The sequence below is a fragment of the Clostridium saccharoperbutylacetonicum N1-4(HMT) genome, from assembly GCF_000340885.1.
Classification (GTDB): Bacteria; Bacillota; Clostridia; order Clostridiales; family Clostridiaceae; genus Clostridium; species Clostridium saccharoperbutylacetonicum.
In genome coordinates, this window is sequence record NC_020291.1 from 1,230,820 (window position 1) to 1,251,218 (window position 20,399).

21 protein-coding genes are annotated in these 20,399 nt (G+C 27.1%); 14 read left to right on the plus strand and 7 right to left on the minus strand.

Annotated features, from left to right (window positions below; translation table 11 throughout):
- Positions 1 to 102: 102 nt before the first annotated feature.
- The 5 genes from argS to CSPA_RS05440 all read left to right on the plus strand — a co-directional run bounded on the left by argS (position 103) and on the right by CSPA_RS05440 (position 4,998).
- Complete coding sequence (argS, locus tag CSPA_RS05420; protein WP_015391207.1) at positions 103 to 1,476, plus strand: arginine--tRNA ligase domain-containing protein; 1,374 nt, start codon at positions 103 to 105, stop codon at positions 1,474 to 1,476.
- 173 nt (positions 1,477 to 1,649) lie between these two features.
- The gene (locus CSPA_RS05425; protein ID WP_015391208.1) at positions 1,650 to 2,789 is read left to right on the plus strand and encodes an AI-2E family transporter; all 1,140 of its coding nucleotides are present in this window, start codon (positions 1,650 to 1,652) and stop codon (positions 2,787 to 2,789) included.
- A gap of 32 nt (positions 2,790 to 2,821) precedes the next feature.
- The gene (locus CSPA_RS05430) at positions 2,822 to 3,358 is read left to right on the plus strand and encodes a nitroreductase family protein (protein ID WP_015391209.1); all 537 of its coding nucleotides are present in this window, start codon (positions 2,822 to 2,824) and stop codon (positions 3,356 to 3,358) included.
- Between the two features lie 174 nt (positions 3,359 to 3,532).
- Positions 3,533 to 4,261, plus strand: a complete 729-nt coding sequence (locus CSPA_RS05435; protein ID WP_015391210.1) for an HAD-IB family hydrolase — start codon at positions 3,533 to 3,535, stop codon at positions 4,259 to 4,261.
- 14 nt (positions 4,262 to 4,275) lie between these two features.
- Positions 4,276 to 4,998 carry a ribonuclease H-like domain-containing protein gene (locus CSPA_RS05440; protein WP_015391211.1) on the plus strand — a complete coding sequence of 241 codons (723 nt, stop codon included), beginning with the start codon at positions 4,276 to 4,278 and terminating at the stop codon, positions 4,996 to 4,998.
- Between the two features lie 45 nt (positions 4,999 to 5,043).
- Here CSPA_RS05440 and CSPA_RS05445 read toward each other — a convergent pair whose 3' ends face one another.
- Positions 5,044 to 5,928 carry a ComEC/Rec2 family competence protein gene (locus CSPA_RS05445; RefSeq protein WP_015391212.1) on the minus strand — a complete coding sequence of 295 codons (885 nt, stop codon included), beginning with the start codon at positions 5,926 to 5,928 and terminating at the stop codon, positions 5,044 to 5,046.
- Between the two features lie 408 nt (positions 5,929 to 6,336).
- On the opposite strand from CSPA_RS05445, the gene CSPA_RS05450 reads away from it, so the two are divergent.
- On the plus strand, positions 6,337 to 8,091 hold the full coding sequence (locus tag CSPA_RS05450) for a phosphoenolpyruvate carboxykinase (ATP) (RefSeq protein ID WP_015391213.1): 1,755 nt from the start codon (positions 6,337 to 6,339) through the stop codon (positions 8,089 to 8,091).
- A 32-nt stretch (positions 8,092 to 8,123) separates the two neighbouring features.
- Here the strand turns inward: CSPA_RS05450 and CSPA_RS05455 are convergent, their stop codons facing one another.
- From CSPA_RS05455 to CSPA_RS05465, 3 genes are all read right to left on the minus strand, one after another.
- Positions 8,124 to 8,876: a putative ABC transporter permease gene (locus tag CSPA_RS05455; protein ID WP_238915640.1), complete on the minus strand. Its 753-nt coding sequence runs from the start codon at positions 8,874 to 8,876 to the stop codon at positions 8,124 to 8,126.
- Positions 8,877 to 9,028: 152 nt separating this feature from the next.
- On the minus strand, positions 9,029 to 9,226 hold the full coding sequence (locus CSPA_RS05460) for a DUF378 domain-containing protein (protein ID WP_015391215.1): 198 nt from the start codon (positions 9,224 to 9,226) through the stop codon (positions 9,029 to 9,031).
- Between the two features lie 76 nt (positions 9,227 to 9,302).
- Entirely contained in the window at positions 9,303 to 9,770 is a 468-nt protein-coding gene (locus CSPA_RS05465; protein ID WP_015391216.1) for an Lrp/AsnC ligand binding domain-containing protein, read from the minus strand.
- 257 nt (positions 9,771 to 10,027) lie between these two features.
- On the opposite strand from CSPA_RS05465, the gene CSPA_RS05470 reads away from it, so the two are divergent.
- Positions 10,028 to 10,348 (plus strand): hypothetical protein, encoded by a 321-nt coding sequence (locus tag CSPA_RS05470; protein ID WP_015391217.1) that lies wholly within the window; start codon positions 10,028 to 10,030, stop codon positions 10,346 to 10,348.
- Positions 10,349 to 10,478: 130 nt separating this feature from the next.
- Here CSPA_RS05470 and CSPA_RS05475 read toward each other — a convergent pair whose 3' ends face one another.
- Positions 10,479 to 11,483, minus strand: coding sequence for a CehA/McbA family metallohydrolase domain-containing protein (locus tag CSPA_RS05475; RefSeq protein ID WP_015391218.1), 1,005 nt, complete (start codon positions 11,481 to 11,483; stop codon positions 10,479 to 10,481).
- Positions 11,484 to 11,692: 209 nt separating this feature from the next.
- On the opposite strand from CSPA_RS05475, the gene CSPA_RS05480 reads away from it, so the two are divergent.
- Both CSPA_RS05480 and CSPA_RS05485 read left to right on the plus strand, forming a co-directional pair.
- Positions 11,693 to 12,199, plus strand: a complete 507-nt coding sequence (locus CSPA_RS05480) for a gamma carbonic anhydrase family protein (protein ID WP_015391219.1) — start codon at positions 11,693 to 11,695, stop codon at positions 12,197 to 12,199.
- Between the two features lie 14 nt (positions 12,200 to 12,213).
- Positions 12,214 to 13,050, plus strand: coding sequence for a CvfB family protein (locus tag CSPA_RS05485; RefSeq protein WP_015391220.1), 837 nt, complete (start codon positions 12,214 to 12,216; stop codon positions 13,048 to 13,050).
- A gap of 74 nt (positions 13,051 to 13,124) precedes the next feature.
- Here the strand turns inward: CSPA_RS05485 and CSPA_RS05490 are convergent, their stop codons facing one another.
- Entirely contained in the window at positions 13,125 to 14,540 is a 1,416-nt protein-coding gene (locus CSPA_RS05490; RefSeq protein WP_015391221.1) for a spore germination protein, read from the minus strand.
- A gap of 160 nt (positions 14,541 to 14,700) precedes the next feature.
- Between CSPA_RS05490 and asnB the strand changes: the two genes are divergently transcribed.
- Entirely contained in the window at positions 14,701 to 16,545 is a 1,845-nt protein-coding gene (asnB, locus tag CSPA_RS05495; RefSeq protein WP_015391222.1) for an asparagine synthase (glutamine-hydrolyzing), read from the plus strand.
- 88 nt (positions 16,546 to 16,633) lie between these two features.
- Here the strand turns inward: asnB and CSPA_RS05500 are convergent, their stop codons facing one another.
- Positions 16,634 to 16,936, minus strand: coding sequence for a hypothetical protein (locus CSPA_RS05500; protein WP_015391223.1), 303 nt, complete (start codon positions 16,934 to 16,936; stop codon positions 16,634 to 16,636).
- Positions 16,937 to 17,347: 411 nt separating this feature from the next.
- Between CSPA_RS05500 and CSPA_RS05505 the strand changes: the two genes are divergently transcribed.
- The 4 genes from CSPA_RS05505 to CSPA_RS05520 all read left to right on the plus strand — a co-directional run bounded on the left by CSPA_RS05505 (position 17,348) and on the right by CSPA_RS05520 (position 20,398).
- Positions 17,348 to 17,767, plus strand: coding sequence for a YaaR family protein (locus CSPA_RS05505; protein WP_015391224.1), 420 nt, complete (start codon positions 17,348 to 17,350; stop codon positions 17,765 to 17,767).
- A 234-nt stretch (positions 17,768 to 18,001) separates the two neighbouring features.
- Positions 18,002 to 19,003, plus strand: coding sequence for an ABC transporter substrate-binding protein (locus CSPA_RS05510; RefSeq protein WP_015391225.1), 1,002 nt, complete (start codon positions 18,002 to 18,004; stop codon positions 19,001 to 19,003).
- Positions 18,978 to 19,733, plus strand: a complete 756-nt coding sequence (locus CSPA_RS05515) for an ABC transporter permease (RefSeq protein WP_015391226.1) — start codon at positions 18,978 to 18,980, stop codon at positions 19,731 to 19,733. The genes CSPA_RS05510 and CSPA_RS05515 overlap by 26 nt, the downstream gene beginning before the upstream one ends.
- Complete coding sequence (locus CSPA_RS05520; protein ID WP_015391227.1) at positions 19,730 to 20,398, plus strand: ATP-binding cassette domain-containing protein; 669 nt, start codon at positions 19,730 to 19,732, stop codon at positions 20,396 to 20,398. Before CSPA_RS05515 ends, CSPA_RS05520 begins: the two co-directional genes overlap by 4 nt.
- The last annotated feature ends 1 nt before the right edge of the window (position 20,399 follow it).

Sequence of the window (20,399 nt, forward strand, 5' to 3'; positions counted from 1 at the left end):
ACTGAGTATAGAATATAAAAAAATTGGGGAAATATTGAGTTTATATGAAGGATTAGACCTTAGTTTTGATTTTTTTATTTTAATATACTTGGAGGAACCTTTATGGATTATAAAAGTGAGATTGTTGAATTAATAAAATCTTATGTTGATTTGAATTTTGATAATATAAAAAGTTTAATTGAAGTACCACCAAAACCAGAAATGGGAGATTATGCATTTCCATGCTTCCAATTATCAAAGGTTATGAAAAAGGTACCTAATATAATAGCAGAAGATCTAAAAAACAATATTGTGACAGAAGTTTTTGAGAAAATTGAAAATCTAGGATCATATCTAAATTTTTTTGTGGATAAGGGAGTATTTGCAGAAAATATAATTGAGAAGGTTTTAGAAGAAGGAGATGAATATGGGATATCAAATAGTGGAAATGAAAAAACAATATGTATCGAGTATTCTCAACTGTGCATAAAAAATTCTTTTCAGATAAGCAGCTTTTATACTAAAGTTATAGGTAATGCTTTAACTAGAATGTATAAGAAGCAAGGATATAATGTCATTGAAATATCTAATTCTGAGGCTTTTGGGACGGAATTTGATAAGTCTTTAGTAACTGAATTTCTAGTTGAAGAGGCAGTTAATAATAATAATATTAATCAGGTGATAAATGAATTAAGTGAAAACGGAATTTTGGTAGAAAGTAATGGAGTTAAGGTTGTTAATCTTAAGAAATATAATATGCCACCATGTATAATTTTAAAAGATGATGGTACATTTACATATGCGCTTAGGGATATTGCAGCTGTAATTTATAGAAAGAAATATTATAATTTCGATAAATATATTTATGTAGTTGATAGTACGCAAGAATTATATTATAAACAAATATTTAAGGTGTTAGAGCTTGTAGGGTATGAATGGGCAAAAGATTGCATTTGTATTGGACTGGGATTAATTAAGTTTTCAGAGAGAAACCTATTTATGAGAGATTGGACAACTGTTTTGATGAAGGATATGTTTAAAGCTGAAGCATTAGTGTTTGCTTGTCTCAAAAATTTAAAAGAAAATAATGTTATTCTTGATTGGAATGAAATATTAGGATTTGATGGAGAAAATGGCCCGTATGTTCAAGCATCTTACGCTAGTTGGGGTAGTATTCTAATTAAAGGGGTTAAATGTACAGGGAAGGCTGATTATAAGAAATTATCGTCGAGTGAAGAATTTGAATTAGTGAAAAGAATAGGTAACTTTAATGAAATTATAACTTTAACAATAGAAAAATTAGAACCTTCAATTTTAACTAAATATATAATTGAAGTCGCTAAAAGATTAGAGAAATTTTATGATCCGTATTTTATGATGAATCTAGAAGATGAGACATTAAAAGTAGCTAGATTAAACCTAGTTAAAGCAGCTTTACAGGTTATAAAAAATGGATTAGAATTACTTGGAATTGGTACTTTAGAAAAAATATTATGAAATTTTTATGAAATGATGAAATAAATATATCGTTATATAAAGAAAAATTTTCTTTTATAAAGCATTTTAATATATAATTATTGGATATAATTTAGAAAGATATAATTTTGCAAATAATTATATGATATAATTTAGGTACAACTAACGAATTATTTGAAGGGATTTGAAAGGAATTGTTTTTTAATAATAATATTAAGTATAGAGATATTTTAATATTTGCACTAATAGGTGTAATAGGATATAAGCTTATAGATAATTATGATTATTTTTTTAGCTTGTTAAAAAAGATAGTAACAATTATGACACCTTTTATATATGCTTTGATTTGTGCGTATATATTAAATCCAGTAATAAGTTTTTTTGAGCGAAAATTAAAAGTTAAGAGAGCAATTTCAATAGCAATTACTTATTTGATGATTGTTACTTTAGTTTTTATTATTTTATTTTTTACTATTCCAAGTATAATTGACAGCATACTCAATATAACAAAGGAAGTACCTAAGTATGTAGAAATCATACAGAAATGGATTAATACAGCCTTACAAAATGAAAGAATAAAAATACTAATTGAGCAAGCAGGATTATTAGGAAAGTTACAGGAAATGTCTGGTCAAATAGGAAATATTGCAATTGTATTATTGCAAGGATTAGTTATGTATTTACTTTCTTTTACCTCTAATTTAGTGATTGTAATTTTTGGTTTTTTAATTTCAATTTATGTTATAGTTGATAAAGAAAGGCTTTTAAAGAATACTAGAAGAATTACATATATGATTTTTAAAGAAGAAAATGGGAATAGGATAATAAATTTTGTTAGAACATATAATAAAATGGTCGGGTTTTATATTGGAATAAAAGCCGTAGATTCTTCAATTGTTGGTATTATAGCATTATTTGGATTATTAATTGTTGGGGAACCATATGCACCTTTGATTGCGCTTATTGTAGGGATAACCAATATGATTCCTTATTTTGGTCCGCTTATGGGTGTTATTGTTGCGATGACGGTTGCTATATTTGTTTCACCTATGAAGGCGTTTGTTGTTTTTGTTCTTTTGCTTTGTATTCAACAATTTGATGCATGGTTTCTTGAACCAAAACTTGTTGGGAAAAAGGTTGGGATTAGCCCTCTTGGAATTATTCTAGGAGTTACTATAGGTGGCGGTTTTTTAGGCCCTATAGGAATGTTATTAGGTTCTCCTACAATGGCAACTATAAAAATATATTACGAAAAATTATTTTCTAAATTTAAAGATAGCAATCCTCGCCTTGTTAAAGAAGAAAATCTTGATGATACTAAAATTGGAAAATAGATATTTATTAAAAAATAATAAGGGAGATTTTTATGGAAAATTTTTTTGAACTAGTTAGTAAACGGCAAAGTTGTAGAAAGTATTTAGATATAGCTGTTGAAAAAGAAAAGCTATTAAAATGCATTGAAGCAGCTCAAGCAGCACCATCAGCATGCAATAGTCAGCCATGGCACTTTATTGTTGTGAACAATAAAGAATTAGCGGCTAAAGTTGCACCTTGTCTTCAAGATAAGATTATGAATAAATTCACTACCCAATGTCAAGCATTTATTATTGTTATAGAAGAAAATGGAAATTTAACTTCACGTGCAGGTGCCTTAATGAAGCATCAAGATTATAGATCTATTGATTTGGGTATTGCAACGGAACACATATGCCTCGCAGCAACAGAGCAAGGACTTGGGACATGTATTTTAGGTTGGTTCAATGAAAAGGAGCTTAAAAAGCTTTTAAATGTTAATGCATTTAAAAGAATTAGATTAGTTATAGCTATAGGATATCCAGAAGATGGTAGTGTACGGAAGAAAGTAAGAAAGAATATAGATGAAATTTCAACTTTTATAGAATAAGTAAATAAATTTTAAAGAACACTATCAATAAAAAAGTAATTTGATAGTGTTTTAATTATGTTATTTAAATTATTATAATATATTTTAACAAAAAAATATTTTTTATGGTTATTGTAAGCTTTTCCAGTAGAAAAAAATAAAGTATAATAGATAAGTAAAAAAGGATGTGAGATTATGGCTAATGTAGGTGCTTTTTTTGATTTAGATGGAACCTTATACAGAGAAGGCTTAATAACAGAAGTATTCAAAAAGATGGTAAAGTATGAGATTATAGGTGAAGAAAGATGGTATAATGATGTAAGACCATACTTCACCAAATGGGATAAAAGACAAGGGGATTATGATAATTATCTTTTAAAAATGATAGATATATATATTGAATCCGTTAAAGGCTTACAAAAATATCAAATGGATTATATAGCAAAAAAAGTTGTAGAACAAAAGGGTGATAGGGTATATACTTTTACAAGGGACAGAATTAAATGGCACCAGGCCAATGGTCACATTTTAATTATAATTTCTGGATCACCATCAGAACTTGTTAGTGAGATGGCTAAGAAATATGGATTTACGGATTATATTGGTGCAAAATATATTATAGATAAAGATAGTATATATACTGGAGAAGTAATTCCAATGTGGGATAGTAGAAGTAAAAAAAAGGCGATTAATGATTTTGCAATAAAATATGATATAGATTTAAATGAAAGTTATGCATATGGTGATACGGCAGGAGATTATACAATGTTTAAAAATGTAAAGCATCCTTATTGTATGAATCCAACTAAAGAACTTTTACAAAAGGTTATTAAAGATAGAGAATTAATTAAAAAGATTAATGTTGTTGTTGAAAGGAAAGATGTAATATATAACTTAGACATCGAAGATATACAATTCTTATAGGAAAGAGTGATACTGTGATTATTCGTGAAAATAGAGTCAAGGTGGAAGAATATATAGATGAATATATTATGAAGTCTCAAAATAAGGAATATGGTCCTGAAGATGTTATATTCTTTGACCTTGAACATTATGTTTATAAAAAACCAAAGTGTATTGGGGTATTTGGAGCGTGTGAATATGATAAAAAAGCTAATAATATTCTAGTTACTCAATATATGATTGAAGATAGAGATGAGGCAAAAGATATATTATATCTTGCTAAAGAATACTTTATGAAAATGAAAGAGAAAGGGAAAAAAGCGATAATCACTTTTTCAGGAAATAATGATTTTACAGTTATAAATTATCTTTTTAAAGAAAATGGCATATATTACAACTTTGATGAAGAATTTGATTCTGTTGATATTCAAAAAGAATATGAAAAGTTTAACAATTTATCTATCGGTCTTAAAAAATTAGAAAAGGTTTTTGGTATTTTTAGAGAAGGAGAAGTTATAAGTGGATCTAATTTAGCTAAAACCTTTCATAAAGTCATGAAGGATAAAGGGTATTTTAAAAGAATGCCAGAAGAGAAAATAGAAAAAATCCTTTTATACAATGAACAAGATGTTATAAATTTATATTATATATATGTTAATTGGAAAAAATATATCTTTAATAATAGTAATATTAAAGATACTCAATTTGAAGATGATCTTATGGACGTTGAAGTATTAGAAGATGATTCTAATTTATAAAAAATTTATTATGTGAGAGCACTGGAAAATATAATTAATAATTTTTCAGTGCTTTTTTGTTATTTTATAACCATCAGAGTAAAGAAGTATATTTCCATCTATATCCGTTCTATAGATTGTAATTTTATTCATATTTAAAAGGTTGATAGTACCTTCATATGGATGATTATAGATATTGTCTTTACCTACTGAAATAACAGAAATCATCGGATTTACTTTCTTAAGAAAATTAGTACTGGTTGAAGTTGACGAACCGTGATGACCAATTTTAAGTACATTAGCAGTGATATTTTCATTATTATCAAGTATTTCTTTTTCAACTTCTTTTTGAGCGTCACCTGTAAAGAGAAATGATGTATTGCCATATTCGATTTTTATAACTGGAGAATAATTATTTAAGTCTTCATAAAAATCTTTAATAGGTGAAAAGACTGTAACTTTTGTATTGTGCCCCAAATCAATGGAATTTGTACCTTTTTTTATTACATTAATCTTCAAATGTTTACTTTTTAATGTATCTAACATTTTTTCAAAGGTTTTTGTTGTAGATTGAATCTTAGGAGCATAAAATTCTAAAACACTGTAATCTTTTATTATCTTAGCCATATTTCCAATATGATCCTCATGAGGATGGGTTGCAATCACATAATCAAATTTATCTATATATAAACTTGATAAATAATTAAAAAGTTTTTTTTCATCACTATTTGGACCAGAATCTATTAAAAGATTTTTGTTATTAACTTGAATAAGTATGCTATCTCCTTGTCCTACATCTATATAATGAACTAACATAATATTTGGATCTGGCTTAAAAGGTTCATTTTCTTTAACTATAAAATAATTGTAGCCTAATTTAAAAGAGAAAAAGATTAAAATTATTAAAATAACTAATAAACTTTTATTTTTCAAATTAAAAATTTTGTTCATAGGTAATATTTTACTCCTTAGAATAATATTATATTAATTGATTGTGTCATAAATAGAATGATTTTATACATGATAATTGCTTAATCTTAAGTTAATGCCAATTGATTAATAGAAAGAAGAATATAAAAGACGAATGAGTAGGATACTTTTTTTAATAAATATTCATAAAATGTTGATGGAATGTTTATAATTAGTAAAATATCAATATAATTGGGAAGAAGGCTTATTATGGCCAATTAAAATATAATTAATCTAAAAAATTCATATAAAGTAATCAGCATATATATGATAATTGCAAAAAAGTTAAGTTGAATATTGCAAATAATATGTTATAATTAATTAAATATGCATTAAATAAAATAAAAATGCAATATTTGAGTTGGTAAAATTTCATATGGGGGCGAGGAAATGAAAAAAGAATTTTCTATGAGTAATGATAAAGTAATGATAAATTTTACAGCAAAATACTGTAATAGTTTTGAATCTATATTGGAAAGTGATGGATTCAGACGAATTTTAGAAGTTTATTTAAGAAGAACAAAAAAGAAAAATTCTTTAGTATATAGATATTTAAATCAGGCATTAGAAACTGATAGCCTTATAGATATTAGACGAGATTTAATAATGATAATAAAATATTTAACTGTTATGACAGTTGAAGAAGTTGTGGAAATAAGTATAGCCTATTACAAGTTATTAGAAGACAGAGACAAATTCATAACATTTATAGAAGATTTATATTTATTTTGGAGGAGACTTGAAAGATATACTATAGTTCATAGATATAAGATACAACAAGGTCTTGCAGCGGTCAGCTTTACAGAAGCAAATGCTATTTTTTCTAATCTTATATTAAAGTTATATAGAAAAATTGAAATGCATGTTGTTGGATATCAACCTAAAGTATATAGACAAATACCAGCAGGTGGGAATGCGTGTATTATGATTCATGAAATGGAATGGGTAAGGCCCGATGGTTATGAAGCATTAGAAGAAATTCCATTCATTGATCATATTTTACTCGAAACGCCATTTATTACTTATCCTAAAAAGAATACTAGAGATGGAATGTTTACTGAGATAAATTATAATCCATTAAAATATGCACAAATAAACAAAGAGCATTGGTTTTGTTATCCAGCTAAGATTGGTGGATTACTTACTTTTATTTATTTTCATAGGGATTTTATGGAACATGGAATAACGTTGTGTAATTTATTTGAGATGGCAAGAAGTGAAGAAACAAGAGGAAGAAAACCAGACATTATTTATGTTTTTGGAGCTAAAGATGATGATGATGAACTAAAAACTGTATTTTTTGATGATGCTCAAAATGATATAATGCTAGGATATGTTAATCATTCAGAGAAAATTGATTATTTTGGATATATTAAAAAGATGACATTAACTCTTTATAATTTAATTATGATAAAACGTGGATACCTACCAATACATGGTTCAATGGTAAACATTGTATTAAAAAGTGGTGATGAAGCAAATGTCGTTATAATGGGAGATAGTGGAGCAGGAAAATCTGAAAGCTTGGAAGCTTTTAGAGGATTGAGTGAAGATTATATATCTGATATGACCATTATATTTGATGATATGGGTACCTTTAAACTAGAAGGGGATGTTATAGTAGGCTATGGGACTGAAATAGGGGCATTTGTTAGATTAGATGATTTAGATCAAGGATACGCTTTTAAAGAAATGGATAGAAGTATATTTATGAATCCTGATAAGGTTAATGCAAGACTGGTTGTGCCAGTAGCTTCTTATAAAGATATCACGAAAGGACATCCTGTTGACTTTTTCTTTTATGCAAATAATTATGATGAAGTTACAACTGGAGAAAAATATTTAAATTATTTTACAACACCTGAAGAAGCAATAAAAGTGTTTAAGGCTGGAGCAAGAATGGCAAAAGGAACAACTACAGAGAAGGGCTTAGTTGAATCATTTTTTGCAAATCCTTTTGGACCAGCTCAAAAACAAGCAGAAACTAATATAATAATAGAAAAATATTTTAATGCAATGTTTGAACAAGACAAAGTTAAAGTTGGTCAGATTAAAACTTGTTTAGGAGTAAAAGGACAAGAAAAAGATGGACCAAGAAATGCAGCTATTGAGCTATTTGATGAAATAAGAAAAATGAAGAAATAAAATATAAAAAAAGATTAAGGATAAAAATTACCTTAATCTTTTCTTATTTTATCTTTTAAGACTTTTAAAAGATGATTTAGTGGCTTTGGTGAAAAATTTGAAAAGTTATGTCTTAAGTTCTTATTATTTAAATTAAATTTAAATTTGTTAATAATAGATTCAAAAGTTCTAATTTTATCTATAGTTCGACCTTTTGATAAACCAAATAAGAATGGTGGTTTATCAAATAAAAAATTTACTGGTACAAATTGAAAACTATAAAATAATTTATCAAATTGCACTAAAGAAGCTATTGTTAAAGTAAAATCAATAATTAAATAAATAATAACGACTGAAATAAATATTTCACCTGATGATTTTGGTATAAGATCAATAATATTTTCAACAATAGGATGGATTATATAAATTATTAAAAGTTCTCCTATACCCCATAGTAATGAATATGGTAAACAAACTCTTCCATGGAGATTAAGAGGATCATCAGTATAATCCCACCATTTTGTCTTGAAAGTTTTTTCTAAAAACATTCCGGTAAAATATTCTAAAACAGTTGTAAAAACAGATGCTAATAAAAATAATAAGATTATATTATCTTTATAGCCATCAAAAAAAGTCACAAGTGATACAACACCAAATCCATATATTGGACAAAAAGGGCCGTATAAAAATCCTCTATTAACAAATCTTCGTTCATTTTTAAAATAATATAAAACCTCAAGGCACCAGCCAGCAAAAGAATAAACTACAAAATAATATATTAGATTGTAGAGGTTAAAATTTAACATTGTGTGCAAGGATATACTTCCCTCCCATAAATATAATCTGCGTTATTAATTTATTATATTATATATCAAAAATTAATGGAATAACATTAATTTTACATTAAAAATTTCTTATTAAATAATTAAAGAATTCTTAATGTAAAAAAATTGATATATTAATAAACTCTCTCTTTAGCAAAAAAGGAAATAGAATATATACTAGCAAGACCAACTAAACAATAAATAATTCTTGATAATGCTGAAAAGCTTCCAAAAAGAAAGTCAACTAAATTAAATTGAAAAAAGCCAATTAGTCCCCAATTTATGCCACCAATAATAATTAAAATAAGTGAAATAGCATTTAATATTTTCATAAAAACACACTCCTTTATGTAGTACTAATATTAGTATCCATAAAAAATATATTTTTATTCATAAATTACGCAATTTCTATAAAGAAATATTTCTATCAATAGGTTGAGATAATGAAAGGAATGTGTCGGTTCTTTGTACACCATCAATGTTATTTATTTTGTTAAGTAGTACATCTTGCAAATCAGTAATGTTAGTACATACTATTTTAGCAAACATCGAATAGTTACCTGTAGTCAGATGTAATTCAACAACTTCATTTATTTTTGACATTTTGTCAAATACTGAATTAAAAGAAGACGTTTTATCGACATATATTCCAACAAGACAACATACATCGTATCCTAATTTAGGTAAATCTAATATTATTCTAGAACCTTTTATAATACCCATGTCTTCCATCTTTTTCATTCTGACATGAATAGTACCTCCACTAACATGGCATATACGTGCTATCTCTAAATATGGAGTTCTGCAATCTTTAATTAATAAATCAAGTATTTGTAAATCTAATTCATCTAAATTGTTATTTGGGACTAAAGTCATAATATCACCTCATATTATTTATATACTATACTTTTTTATATTTTATCAAATTTATTAGAGAATTTAAAGATAAAACTATAAAACTGTAAAAATAAATTTTATTATATTGCTATTTTAATAAAATTTGATGGGATTAAGTATTATTATATATAAAAAAAATAATTTGGTGTAAAAATAAATAACATAAGTGCTTGATAATAATTTATATATAAATTATTATAACCATATAGACTATATTTAGGAGGATATGTTACGAGATGAATACTTTAACAACCATTCTTATGTTTGCAGCAATATTATTAGTAATACTAGCTGTTAATGCATTATGTAAAAAATATATATTTACTAAAATACGCGTAAATAAGTGGATTCCATTAGGGATAGCAATAGTTTTTTTTGTAATCCAAATGTTTGTAGGTAATTCCAATTTGTATATTTCAAGTGCATTATCAATTTTTACAGTATTATTTTTCTTATGGTTTATGGATATAATTCAAACTGGTGGACCTAGAAAGAAAGAAAAGCAAATTGCGATTAGACCAAAAGCTAAGCCAAATAGAGTTAAAAAAAATAAGTAAAATTATGTGTATTATTATGATAGTCAATAACTTTAAGATAGTGAATTTTAAAGTTATTGACTATTTTATAGTATAAAAAATTATAGAATTACGAGGGTATAGATTGAATTATTCATAGATAAGAGTGATTTTATTTTCTAAAAATTGGAGAACTGATAGCAATCTTATGGTTATCTAGTGTTATTCTTATAAGATACCAAGTCTCATTTGGGAGAGCATCATGATAATATAAATACCTTACTTTGTTTAAATTTAAATCTGTTATCTTTTTTATTATACTTCCTCCAACAGTGATAATATCTATTTCTAATATTTTATGGAGATAATCTTGAGCAAAAATTAAGAAATGTAAGTTATGATCTTCTATTGGAATTATATCACCCATAAAATTATTATTTATTGTAAAATACATAGTCAAGGTTCTAGATTCGGTTGAATATGTATGGCGATTCCTAAATGCATTAACTAATGAAGGAAGTGTTAGTTCTTTGGCAATTAAGCAAGTTAAATTTTCTTCATCACCGAAATTTAATTGGTGATTGTCTTGCCCGTTTATGGCGCCTAATTTCCAATTGTTATCAAGCAAATGATAGTAGTATTTTTCGTATCTTATATACTTGTTTGGTGCTGATCCATTTCCAACTTCAATTGAGGTTATTATTTTATTTACAACTTCATTATATTCTAAATTCTCTATGGTTTTATGGGGATGGTTAATTGAAATGAAGGCATTCGGATTGTTAAGCATCCAAAGTACTAATAATTGTATATTATTAACTGTACCTGTAAAAAATCTATTTGAATTTATTATATTAATGTCTCCGAAAGGGTTGGTTTTACTTTCAAATCCAATTACTGCTAAAAAGTTTTCATGTTTTTTATTATAACGTGTTGCTAAATAATTAGCTGCATCCCATTTACTTATTTCATGGTCTCTTAATCGTACATTTTTGGTTAAATAATTATTATGGTCAGTTAGTATTAAAAAATGGAGGCCATTATTTCGAGCGTAGTTAAAAGCTTCAATAGGGGTTCCGTGACCTGTTGAAAAACCACAATGAGCATGAGGAATTCCATAATAAAAGTTAAATTCATCTATATTAAAATTATTTTCAGATGATTTCTTTCTACCCAATATCATAACTCCTAAAAATTATTTATAATATATATATATTGCAAATATCAAATAACAATTCATAAATATAAATCATGGAATAAAATAGTTATTTGATTATAATGGAAAAATTAAATAAGGTTAATGATCAGTGACAAATGAAAATTGATATAATGACAATAACTTAATGAAATGTTAAAATAGCTTTAGGAATTGATGAGGTGGTAACAATGATAAAAAAATTTAAAGGAAAAAAGCCTAATTTAGCTAGTGAAGTTTATGTTGCAGAAACAGCGGTAATTATTGGAGATGTAACTCTTGAAAGAAATGTAAACATTTGGTTTGGGGCTGTACTTAGAGGTGATGCAGCTTCAATAACTATAGGAGAAAACACTAATATTCAGGATAATTGTGTAGTACATGTTGATTTTGACAATAATGTAGTTATAGGAAATGGATGTACTATAGGACATAATGCAATAATACATGGTTGTAGTATAAAAGATAATGTTTTAGTTGGAATGGGAGCTATAATATTAAACGGTGCAAAAATAGGAAATGATACTATCATAGGAGCGGGAACTTTGATAACTCAAAATAAAGAATTTGAAGATGGAGTTTTAATTTTGGGTAATCCTGGAAAGGTGATAAGAAAATTAACAGAAGAAGAAATTGAGGAAAACAGAAAGTCGTGTAAAAATTACATCGATGCTAGTAAAGAATATAAATTAGATTAATGGAGGAAACAAAGATGATAGCAGTAGGACAATATTGCAATTTAAAAGTTAGTAAAAAAGTAGATTTCGGGTATTATCTTGAAGATAAATTTGGAGACGAAGTACTGCTCCCTAATAGTGCTGCAAAAGGGCATGAAATAAAAGAAGGCGATAAGTTAGAAGTGTTTGTTTATAGAGATTCACAGGATAGATTAATTTCTACTTTAAAAAAGCCACTTTTAACAGTAGGGGAAATTGCTTACTTAGAAGTTGTTAGCCAAAATAATATCGGAGCTTTTGTAAATTTTGGACTTGAGAGAGATTTGTTTGTTCCATTAAAAGAACAAGGTTTTAAGCTTAAAGAAGGAAAAAAATATTTATTCTATATGTATGTAGATAAAACTGATAGATTGGCAGCAACTACAAGAATAGATCAATATCTAGCTCTTGCAGAAGAAGGAAAATACAAGGTTTCAGATGAGGTAAATGCTATTGTTTATGATACATGTGAAAATGGAACTTTAAATGTTGCAATAGATGGTGAATATAGAGGGTTGATACTGGCTAATGAACATTTTGATTATATATATCCAGGTCAAGAAATTAAGGCAAGAATTAAAAAGATTTATGAAGATGGTACTATTGGAGTAACAACTAGAAAGAAGAGATTAGAGGCAAGAAGTGAATTAAGTGAGGAAATCCTTAAATATTTAAGAGAAAATGGAGGCTTTATGCCATTTAATGACAAGTCCTCTCCTGAAGACATAAAAAAGCAATTTAATACAAGCAAGAATTACTTTAAGATGACTTTAGGCGGATTAATGAAGGAGAAATTAATTACTCAAGATAAAGAAGGAACAAAACTTTTATAAAATAAGAGTTAGAAATAGAAAGTGACGAGTTTCGGAATTTAACTCGTCACTTTCTATTTTCAATATTATAATTATTATTGTACATCTTTTGATATTCGCGTTCTGAATAATAAGTTTTTTAGCGCTTTCCAATTGAAAGGTATTAATGGATAAAAATATTTATCACCAGCTATTGTTTTAGTACTACCCATTACAAATAATATTAATGCTATACCGGCGATAAAGCCCCAGAAGCCGAAAAAGCCACTAAGGACCAATAAAATCATTCTTGCAAACTTTAAAGCAAAGTTCATTTCAATACTAGGTTGTGTGAAGTCTCCCAGTGTTACTATAGACATATATAATATTGATTGTGGAATAAACCAGCCTGTTTTTATTGCGTATTCACCAAGAATCAAACCTCCAATTAAAGACATTGCACTGCCAAGAGGACTTGGTGTGTTCAATCCTGCTAATTTTAAAACATCTACAGCAAATTCTAAGAGTATAAATTGATATAATATAGGTATAGCAAAGTAATCTTGAGGTTTTAGAAAATCAAAAAAAGATGGAAGAAATATATTTCCATTGACAAAAAGTAAATAAGATGGAGTTATTAATATAGTTGCAAGCATTACTAAATTACGTATAATTCTTAAATAGTTTCCGGTAAATAATGGAAAATAATAATCGTTTATATCTTGTAAAAAATCAAAAATTCCAGTTGGAAGAATTATAATATTTGGAGAATTATCTACAATAATTATAATTTTACCTTCAACTATATGTGCTGAGGCAACATCAGGCCGTTCCGTATATCTTACCTTTGGAAGAGGATTTAACCAATTTTTTCTGCACATAACATCAATTAAACTTTGATCGGAAAGTGTTAAGGCTTTTATATCCACTTTTGATAAACTATTAACTATTAAATCATGTACCCTAGGATCTGCAACTCCATCTATGTATGCAAGACAAACGTCTGTCTTTGATACATCACCTATTTGATGTATTTCAAAAACTAATCTAGGATCTCTAATCCTTCTTCTTATAAAACCAGCATTAAACACTAATTTTTCAATAAAGCCGTCTCTTCCACCGCGTAAAGTTTTTTCTTTTTCTGGTTTTGATGAATCAGAACCTGGATAAGTACGCAAATCTAGAAGTATAAAGGCATCATAACCATCTATGCACATTATAGTTTGGCCGGTTAATAATGCTAAAATAATTTTGTCCAAATTACTTTCACTTTTAACAGATACATGATGAACTTGATTATTTATAAAATCATTTATAGTCTTATAAGAGTTCATAGTTTCAGGAGGGATTTTAAAAAAAGATTTTAGTATATCTTGCATGATAGCATCTTTAATAAATCCATTTAAAAAATACAAAACAGCATTCTTTCCACCCACTACAAATGGACGTTCAACAATATCAAAAGTTTTATCAATTGCCAAATGTGAATGGATTAACTGTATATTATCTTGGTAATTGGCTGTGACATTCAATTTATCTTACCTTCTCTCTTTTATGAAATTATCATATTCGTAGTATGTGATATATAAAGAATTGTATTCATATTTCTTTTGGAATTTAAATAAGAGTTTTGCACAAGATACATATTGGGTCATATTTTATAAGTATGAATACTTTTGGAAGGTGAAATAAATGTGTGGTATAGCTGGATTAGTAAATTTTAAAGAAAATATAATTAATGAGACAGATATATTGAAAAGTATGGTAAAAACATTAGAGAAGAGAGGACCAGATGCAAAAGGCTATTATATTTCTCCTAATGTTTTGTTGGGGCATAGAAGATTGATTGTAGTTGATCCTGAAGGTGGAACACAACCGATGACTAAAATATTTGAAGGAAGAAAATATACAGTAATTTATAATGGTGAGTTATACAATACTGAAGATTTGCGAAAAGAATTGAAAGTACAGGGGTTTAGTTTTAATTCTTATTCTGATACAGAAGTACTTCTTACTGCCTACATTTGTTGGGGAAAAGACTGTATTAATAAGTTAATTGGCATTTTTGCCTTTGGAATTTTTGACGAGGATAAAAATGAAGTTTTTTTAGCTAGAGATCAAATGGGAGTTAAACCGTTGTTTTATACTATGCATAATAATACTCTTGTTTTTGGTTCAGAAATAAAAACAATTTTAGCAAATCCAAGAATTAAAAGAGAAATTGATATGCAAGGATTGACAGAAATTTTTGGCCTTGGACCAGCTACTATTCCTGGAAGTGCAGTATATAAAAATATTAAAGAAATAGCTCCTGCAAATTGTCTTTTGATTACTAGAGATAATAATGTTAAGGTTTGGGAGTATTGGAGTGTTAAGGCAGAAGAGTTTAAAGAAACACCAGAAGAAGCTATAGAGCATACAAGAGAATTATTAATTGATGCAATAAATAGACAATTGGTAGGAGATGTACCACTTTGTACATTTTTATCAGGTGGTTTAGATTCATCTGCAATTTCAGCAATTGCAGCTAAAGAGTTTGAAAAGAAGGGTAAAAAGCTAACAACTTATTCAATTGATTATGAAGATAATGATAAGTATTTTAAGGCATCATTATTTCAACCTACCTCGGATGAATTTTATGCAGAAATGATGGCAAAATTTATTAACAGTGATCATAGAAAAGTGGTTTTAAATCATTCAGATCTAGCTTCAGCGCTTAGGGATGCAGTTATAGCAAGAGATTTGCCTGGTATGGCAGATATTGATTCTTCACTATTATTATTTTGCAGGGAAATACGTAAAGATTTTGTAGTAGGTCTCTCAGGGGAATGTGCAGATGAAATTTTTGGTGGATATCCATGGTTTACTAGAGATGAAATGTTTTACTTAGATACTTTTCCTTGGGCAAGATTTGTAAATGATAGGAAAGCTATAGTAAATAAAGAATTAAAAAATATGAAGCTTGAAGAATTAGTAAGAGCTCAATATGAAAAATCATTGAGCAAAGTACCTCATCTTGATAATGAAAGTAAAAGAGATTATAGGATGAAGGAGATATCATATTTAAATTTAAAATGGTTTATGGTAAATCTTCTTAATAGAAAAGATAGGGTAAGTATGGGAAATAGTTTAGAAGTAAGAGTACCTTTTGCAGATATAAGATTAGTTCAATATGCTTTTAATTTACCAGCGGAAATAAAATTGTATAAAGGCAGAGAGAAAGGATTACTACGTGCTGCTCTTGAAGGAATACTACCAGAGGAAATTATATATAGAAAGAAGAGTCCGTATCCAAAGACTCATAATCCAATATATACTGATATAGTATGCAAAATGATGACTGAAATTTTAAATAAAAAATCATCACCAATTCATGCTATCATCGATGAAAAAGTAGTGAGAGAAATAATAGAAACGCGTGGGGCGTCTTATAAAGTACCATGGTATGGACAGTTAATGACAGGACCACAATTACTTGCATATTTAATTCAAGTAAATATATGGCTTGAGGAATATAAGGTTAATTTGTTGATTTAAGTATACAAATTAATGATAAAACAAAAAATTAGAGAATTTGTGCTTCATAATTACTTGAAATACAAATTCTCTAATTAAAATTACTAAACTAATTGTATTTGAATTTTATTGATATTTCTTTGATTTCACCTTGAGAATTCTTTCTAATTGTGAATTGTCTAACATCTTTAAGATCATTTTCCAATTGGTAATTTAGTTCTGTAATAGTAGCTTTAGCTTTTTTAGTTAAACCACCATCTTCGATAATTTCAAATCTAGTCTTTCTACAAGTTGTTTCTTCATTCTTATCATCAAGAATTACATAATATTCAGGTGCTTCCTCTATTACAATATACTCTTTGCTTAGAGTAAGTGTTGAACAAAGATTATTATCTATACATTTTACTATCATGTTTATACCTCCTATAATCCCTTTTATAGATTGATTATAGTATAGTTATGTATTCGTTTCAACTATAAAATTCTTTATAAAAAAACTTTGGCAATATTCATAAAATTTCATAATTAAAATAGTACAATATTGTAATATAACTAGAGAAAAAAGTAGAATTTTGATATAATTAATTACATAATATTATGTATGTTGCAATTATTAATGTTTATGCTCAATTATAAATGAATGTTTATTTTATTTGGAAATCTTTGTATTTTGAAAGAAATACTATTTAATGGTGAAATCATTTCAGGATTTCTTGATTTGAGAAATATAATCTTAATTTATATTAATAATTAACAAAAGTCTAATTATGTTCGAAATTTGATATATGTTGTAAAATACCTTAGTTAAGAAAGAGGTGAAGATATGGAAATTGGAAGAGTAAGAAGAGGTACGGTTACATCTGAAAGAAAAGTTGTTTCAGAAAAGAAGGATTTTTCAAGAAGTTTTAATCAAGAAAGACAAAAGAAATCTGAAGAACAGCTTAATAAAATGATAGATGATATCAAAAAAAGAGGGAATAAACTTATTACGACTAAAACGTATGTCGATGTAGTTATGTATAAGAAGATGATAAAAGAGTATTTAGAATCAATATTAAAATTTATGTACGAAACTAAAAAAGATATTAGTTTTTGGCAAACACAGTATTTTGTAACTGTTGATACGATTGATGGTAAGTTAGAAGAACTAACTCAAGGTCTTCTTTCAGATGAAAGAGAAAATATAAATATAGCTGCAACGATAGATGAAATACAGGGCATGATTGTGGATATATATAGATAGATATTTTTTTTAGAAAAGTAGAGTATACAAAGACATGTTTTTAAGAAAAAATGATTAACATGTCTTTATTTGTGTTGGAATAGATTTTAATTGATAAGATATTATAAAAGTGAAATTTGTATTTTTGGTCTATTATGATATTATAAATAATAGTAACTATTATTTAGTATAATTGCTATATAATAATTTTATTACTTACTTTTAAGGTAAATTAATATCAAGGGGGAATAATAAATGAAAAAGAGATTATCATTAATGCTAGTTATGATATTATCTATATTAACATTTGCAGGTTGTGGAAACGGTAATTCTGGTCAAAATGAAACTAAAAAAGTGGCAACAGAAACGAAAGATATAAAATTTATCACACCAGATGGACTTACAGCTATGGCCGTAGCAAAACTTATAAAGGATAAACCGGAAATTAAATCAGGATATAACATTAATTATACAATAGAACAAAGTTCTGATAATTTAGTTACAAGTGTCATGAAGAGTGAGCCAGATGTGGCAATAGTACCTTCTAATGTTGCAGCTACAGTTTATAATAAAAATCAAGGATATAAAATAGCAGGAACTATAGGTTTTGGATCATTCTATATAGGAACAACTAACGAAAATCAAACTATAAATGATTTAAAAGGAAAAGAAGTTTACAATATAGGTAAAGGCTTAACACCAGATATAATTACAAGAACAATTCTTAAGGATAAAGGGATAGATGCTGACAAAGATGTTAATTTCAGTTATGTAAATTCGGTTAATGAGCTTGCACCAATAATTTTAGCTGGAAAGACTCAATATGCTGTAATTCCAGAACCAGCATTATCTACAGTTCAAGCTAAAAATGATAAGTTTAAAGTATTTATAGATTTAAATGAAGAATGGAAAAAAGTAAATAATTCACAATATGGATATCCTCAATCTACAATTATAGTTAAAAAGGAATTATGTGAAAAGGATAAGGATTTCGTGAAGGAACTTTTAAAAAATGTTAAAGAAGCAGAGGAATGGGCAAATAAAGATAAAGAGACTCTAGGAGCTTACTGTGAAGAAATTGGTGTTTCAGCTAAAAAGCCAGTAGTAATTAAAGCAGTGGATAGAGCAAATTTAAAATATGCAGATATTAAGGATTCTATAAAAGAATACAAAACATATTTTGAAAAATTAAATGGTTTTGATCCTAAGACTATAGGAGGAAAAGTGCCAGATGACGAAATATTCATGGAAAAGTAAACTTTATACTTTTTTATCATGTGTATTTTTCATAGGAATGTGGCAGTTAATAGCTATAGAAGTAAATAATGATATATATATACCAAGGATAGAACAAGTAGTTGAAGCTACTAAGGAAATTGTTAATAATAAAAACTTTTGGTTAATTGTTTCAAGTAGTTTTTATAGAACTGTATTTAGCTATGTGGCAGCTTTGCTTTTGTCTATGCTTTTAGGGGTACTCTCAATAGTGTATCCCTTTTTTAAATATTTAATGGAGCCTATAAATTCCTTTGGAAAAACAATTCCTACGATGGTTTTAGTTGTTCTTTCATTAGTGTGGTTTGATAAGGAAAAAACTCCTTATGTAGTTGGTTTTGCTATTATATTACCAATATTATATGAAGGAATAAGAAATAATTTAATGCAAATAGATAAGAAAATAATTGATATGACTAAGATATATGAAGTTAGCTTAATTGATAAAATAAGAAAAATATATTTTCCAGTAATGAAATTTTATTTTATGAGTATTTTTGTATCAACTTTTTCTTTAACCTTTAAAGTAGTTATAGCAGGAGAAGTTCATGGACAGCCTAAATTTGGAATAGGATCTCAGATACAACTAGAAAAAGTCAATTTTAATACACCAGGAATTTTTGCATGGATTGTAATTATTGTTATTATATCTCTGGTCTTAGAAATAATAAATAAATTCTTGAAGAAGAAGATATATAGGTGGAATAAATGAATATAAATATTAGAAATTTAAATAAAGCTTATGGAAGCGAACAGATTTTAAAAAATTTTAATATAGAATTTTCTGATGATAATATAAATTGCATAGTAGGAAAATCAGGCTGTGGAAAAAGTACACTTTTAAATATAATAGCAGGACTTATTGATATACAAGGTGGAGAAATAAATGGAGCAGCCTTAAGTGACATAAGTTATATATTTCAAGAAGATAGATTGATAGAATGGCTTAATGTTAAAGAAAATTTAGAACTGACATTAAAAAAGTATTTTGATAGTTCTATTTTGGATGCTAAAATAGATGAGGTTTTAGAATTAGTTGGAATTTATGATATTAAAAATAAGTATCCGAATGAGTTAAGTGGTGGGATGAGACAAAGGATTAATATCGCAAGGGCCTTTGGAAAACCATCAAAAATAATTTTAATGGATGAACCATTTAAATCTCTAGACTATAAATTAAAATATACTATAATTGATGAGTTTAAAAATCTATTAAATAAAGAAAAGAGAATGGTTATATTAGTAACTCATGATTTAGATGAAGCTATATATTTCCAAGGAAATATATTTGTTTTTAGCAACAAACCTGTCATAATAGCAGGACGGTTTAGTAGTGATTTAGAAAATTGTAAAGAAGAAATACTAAAAATAATCTAAT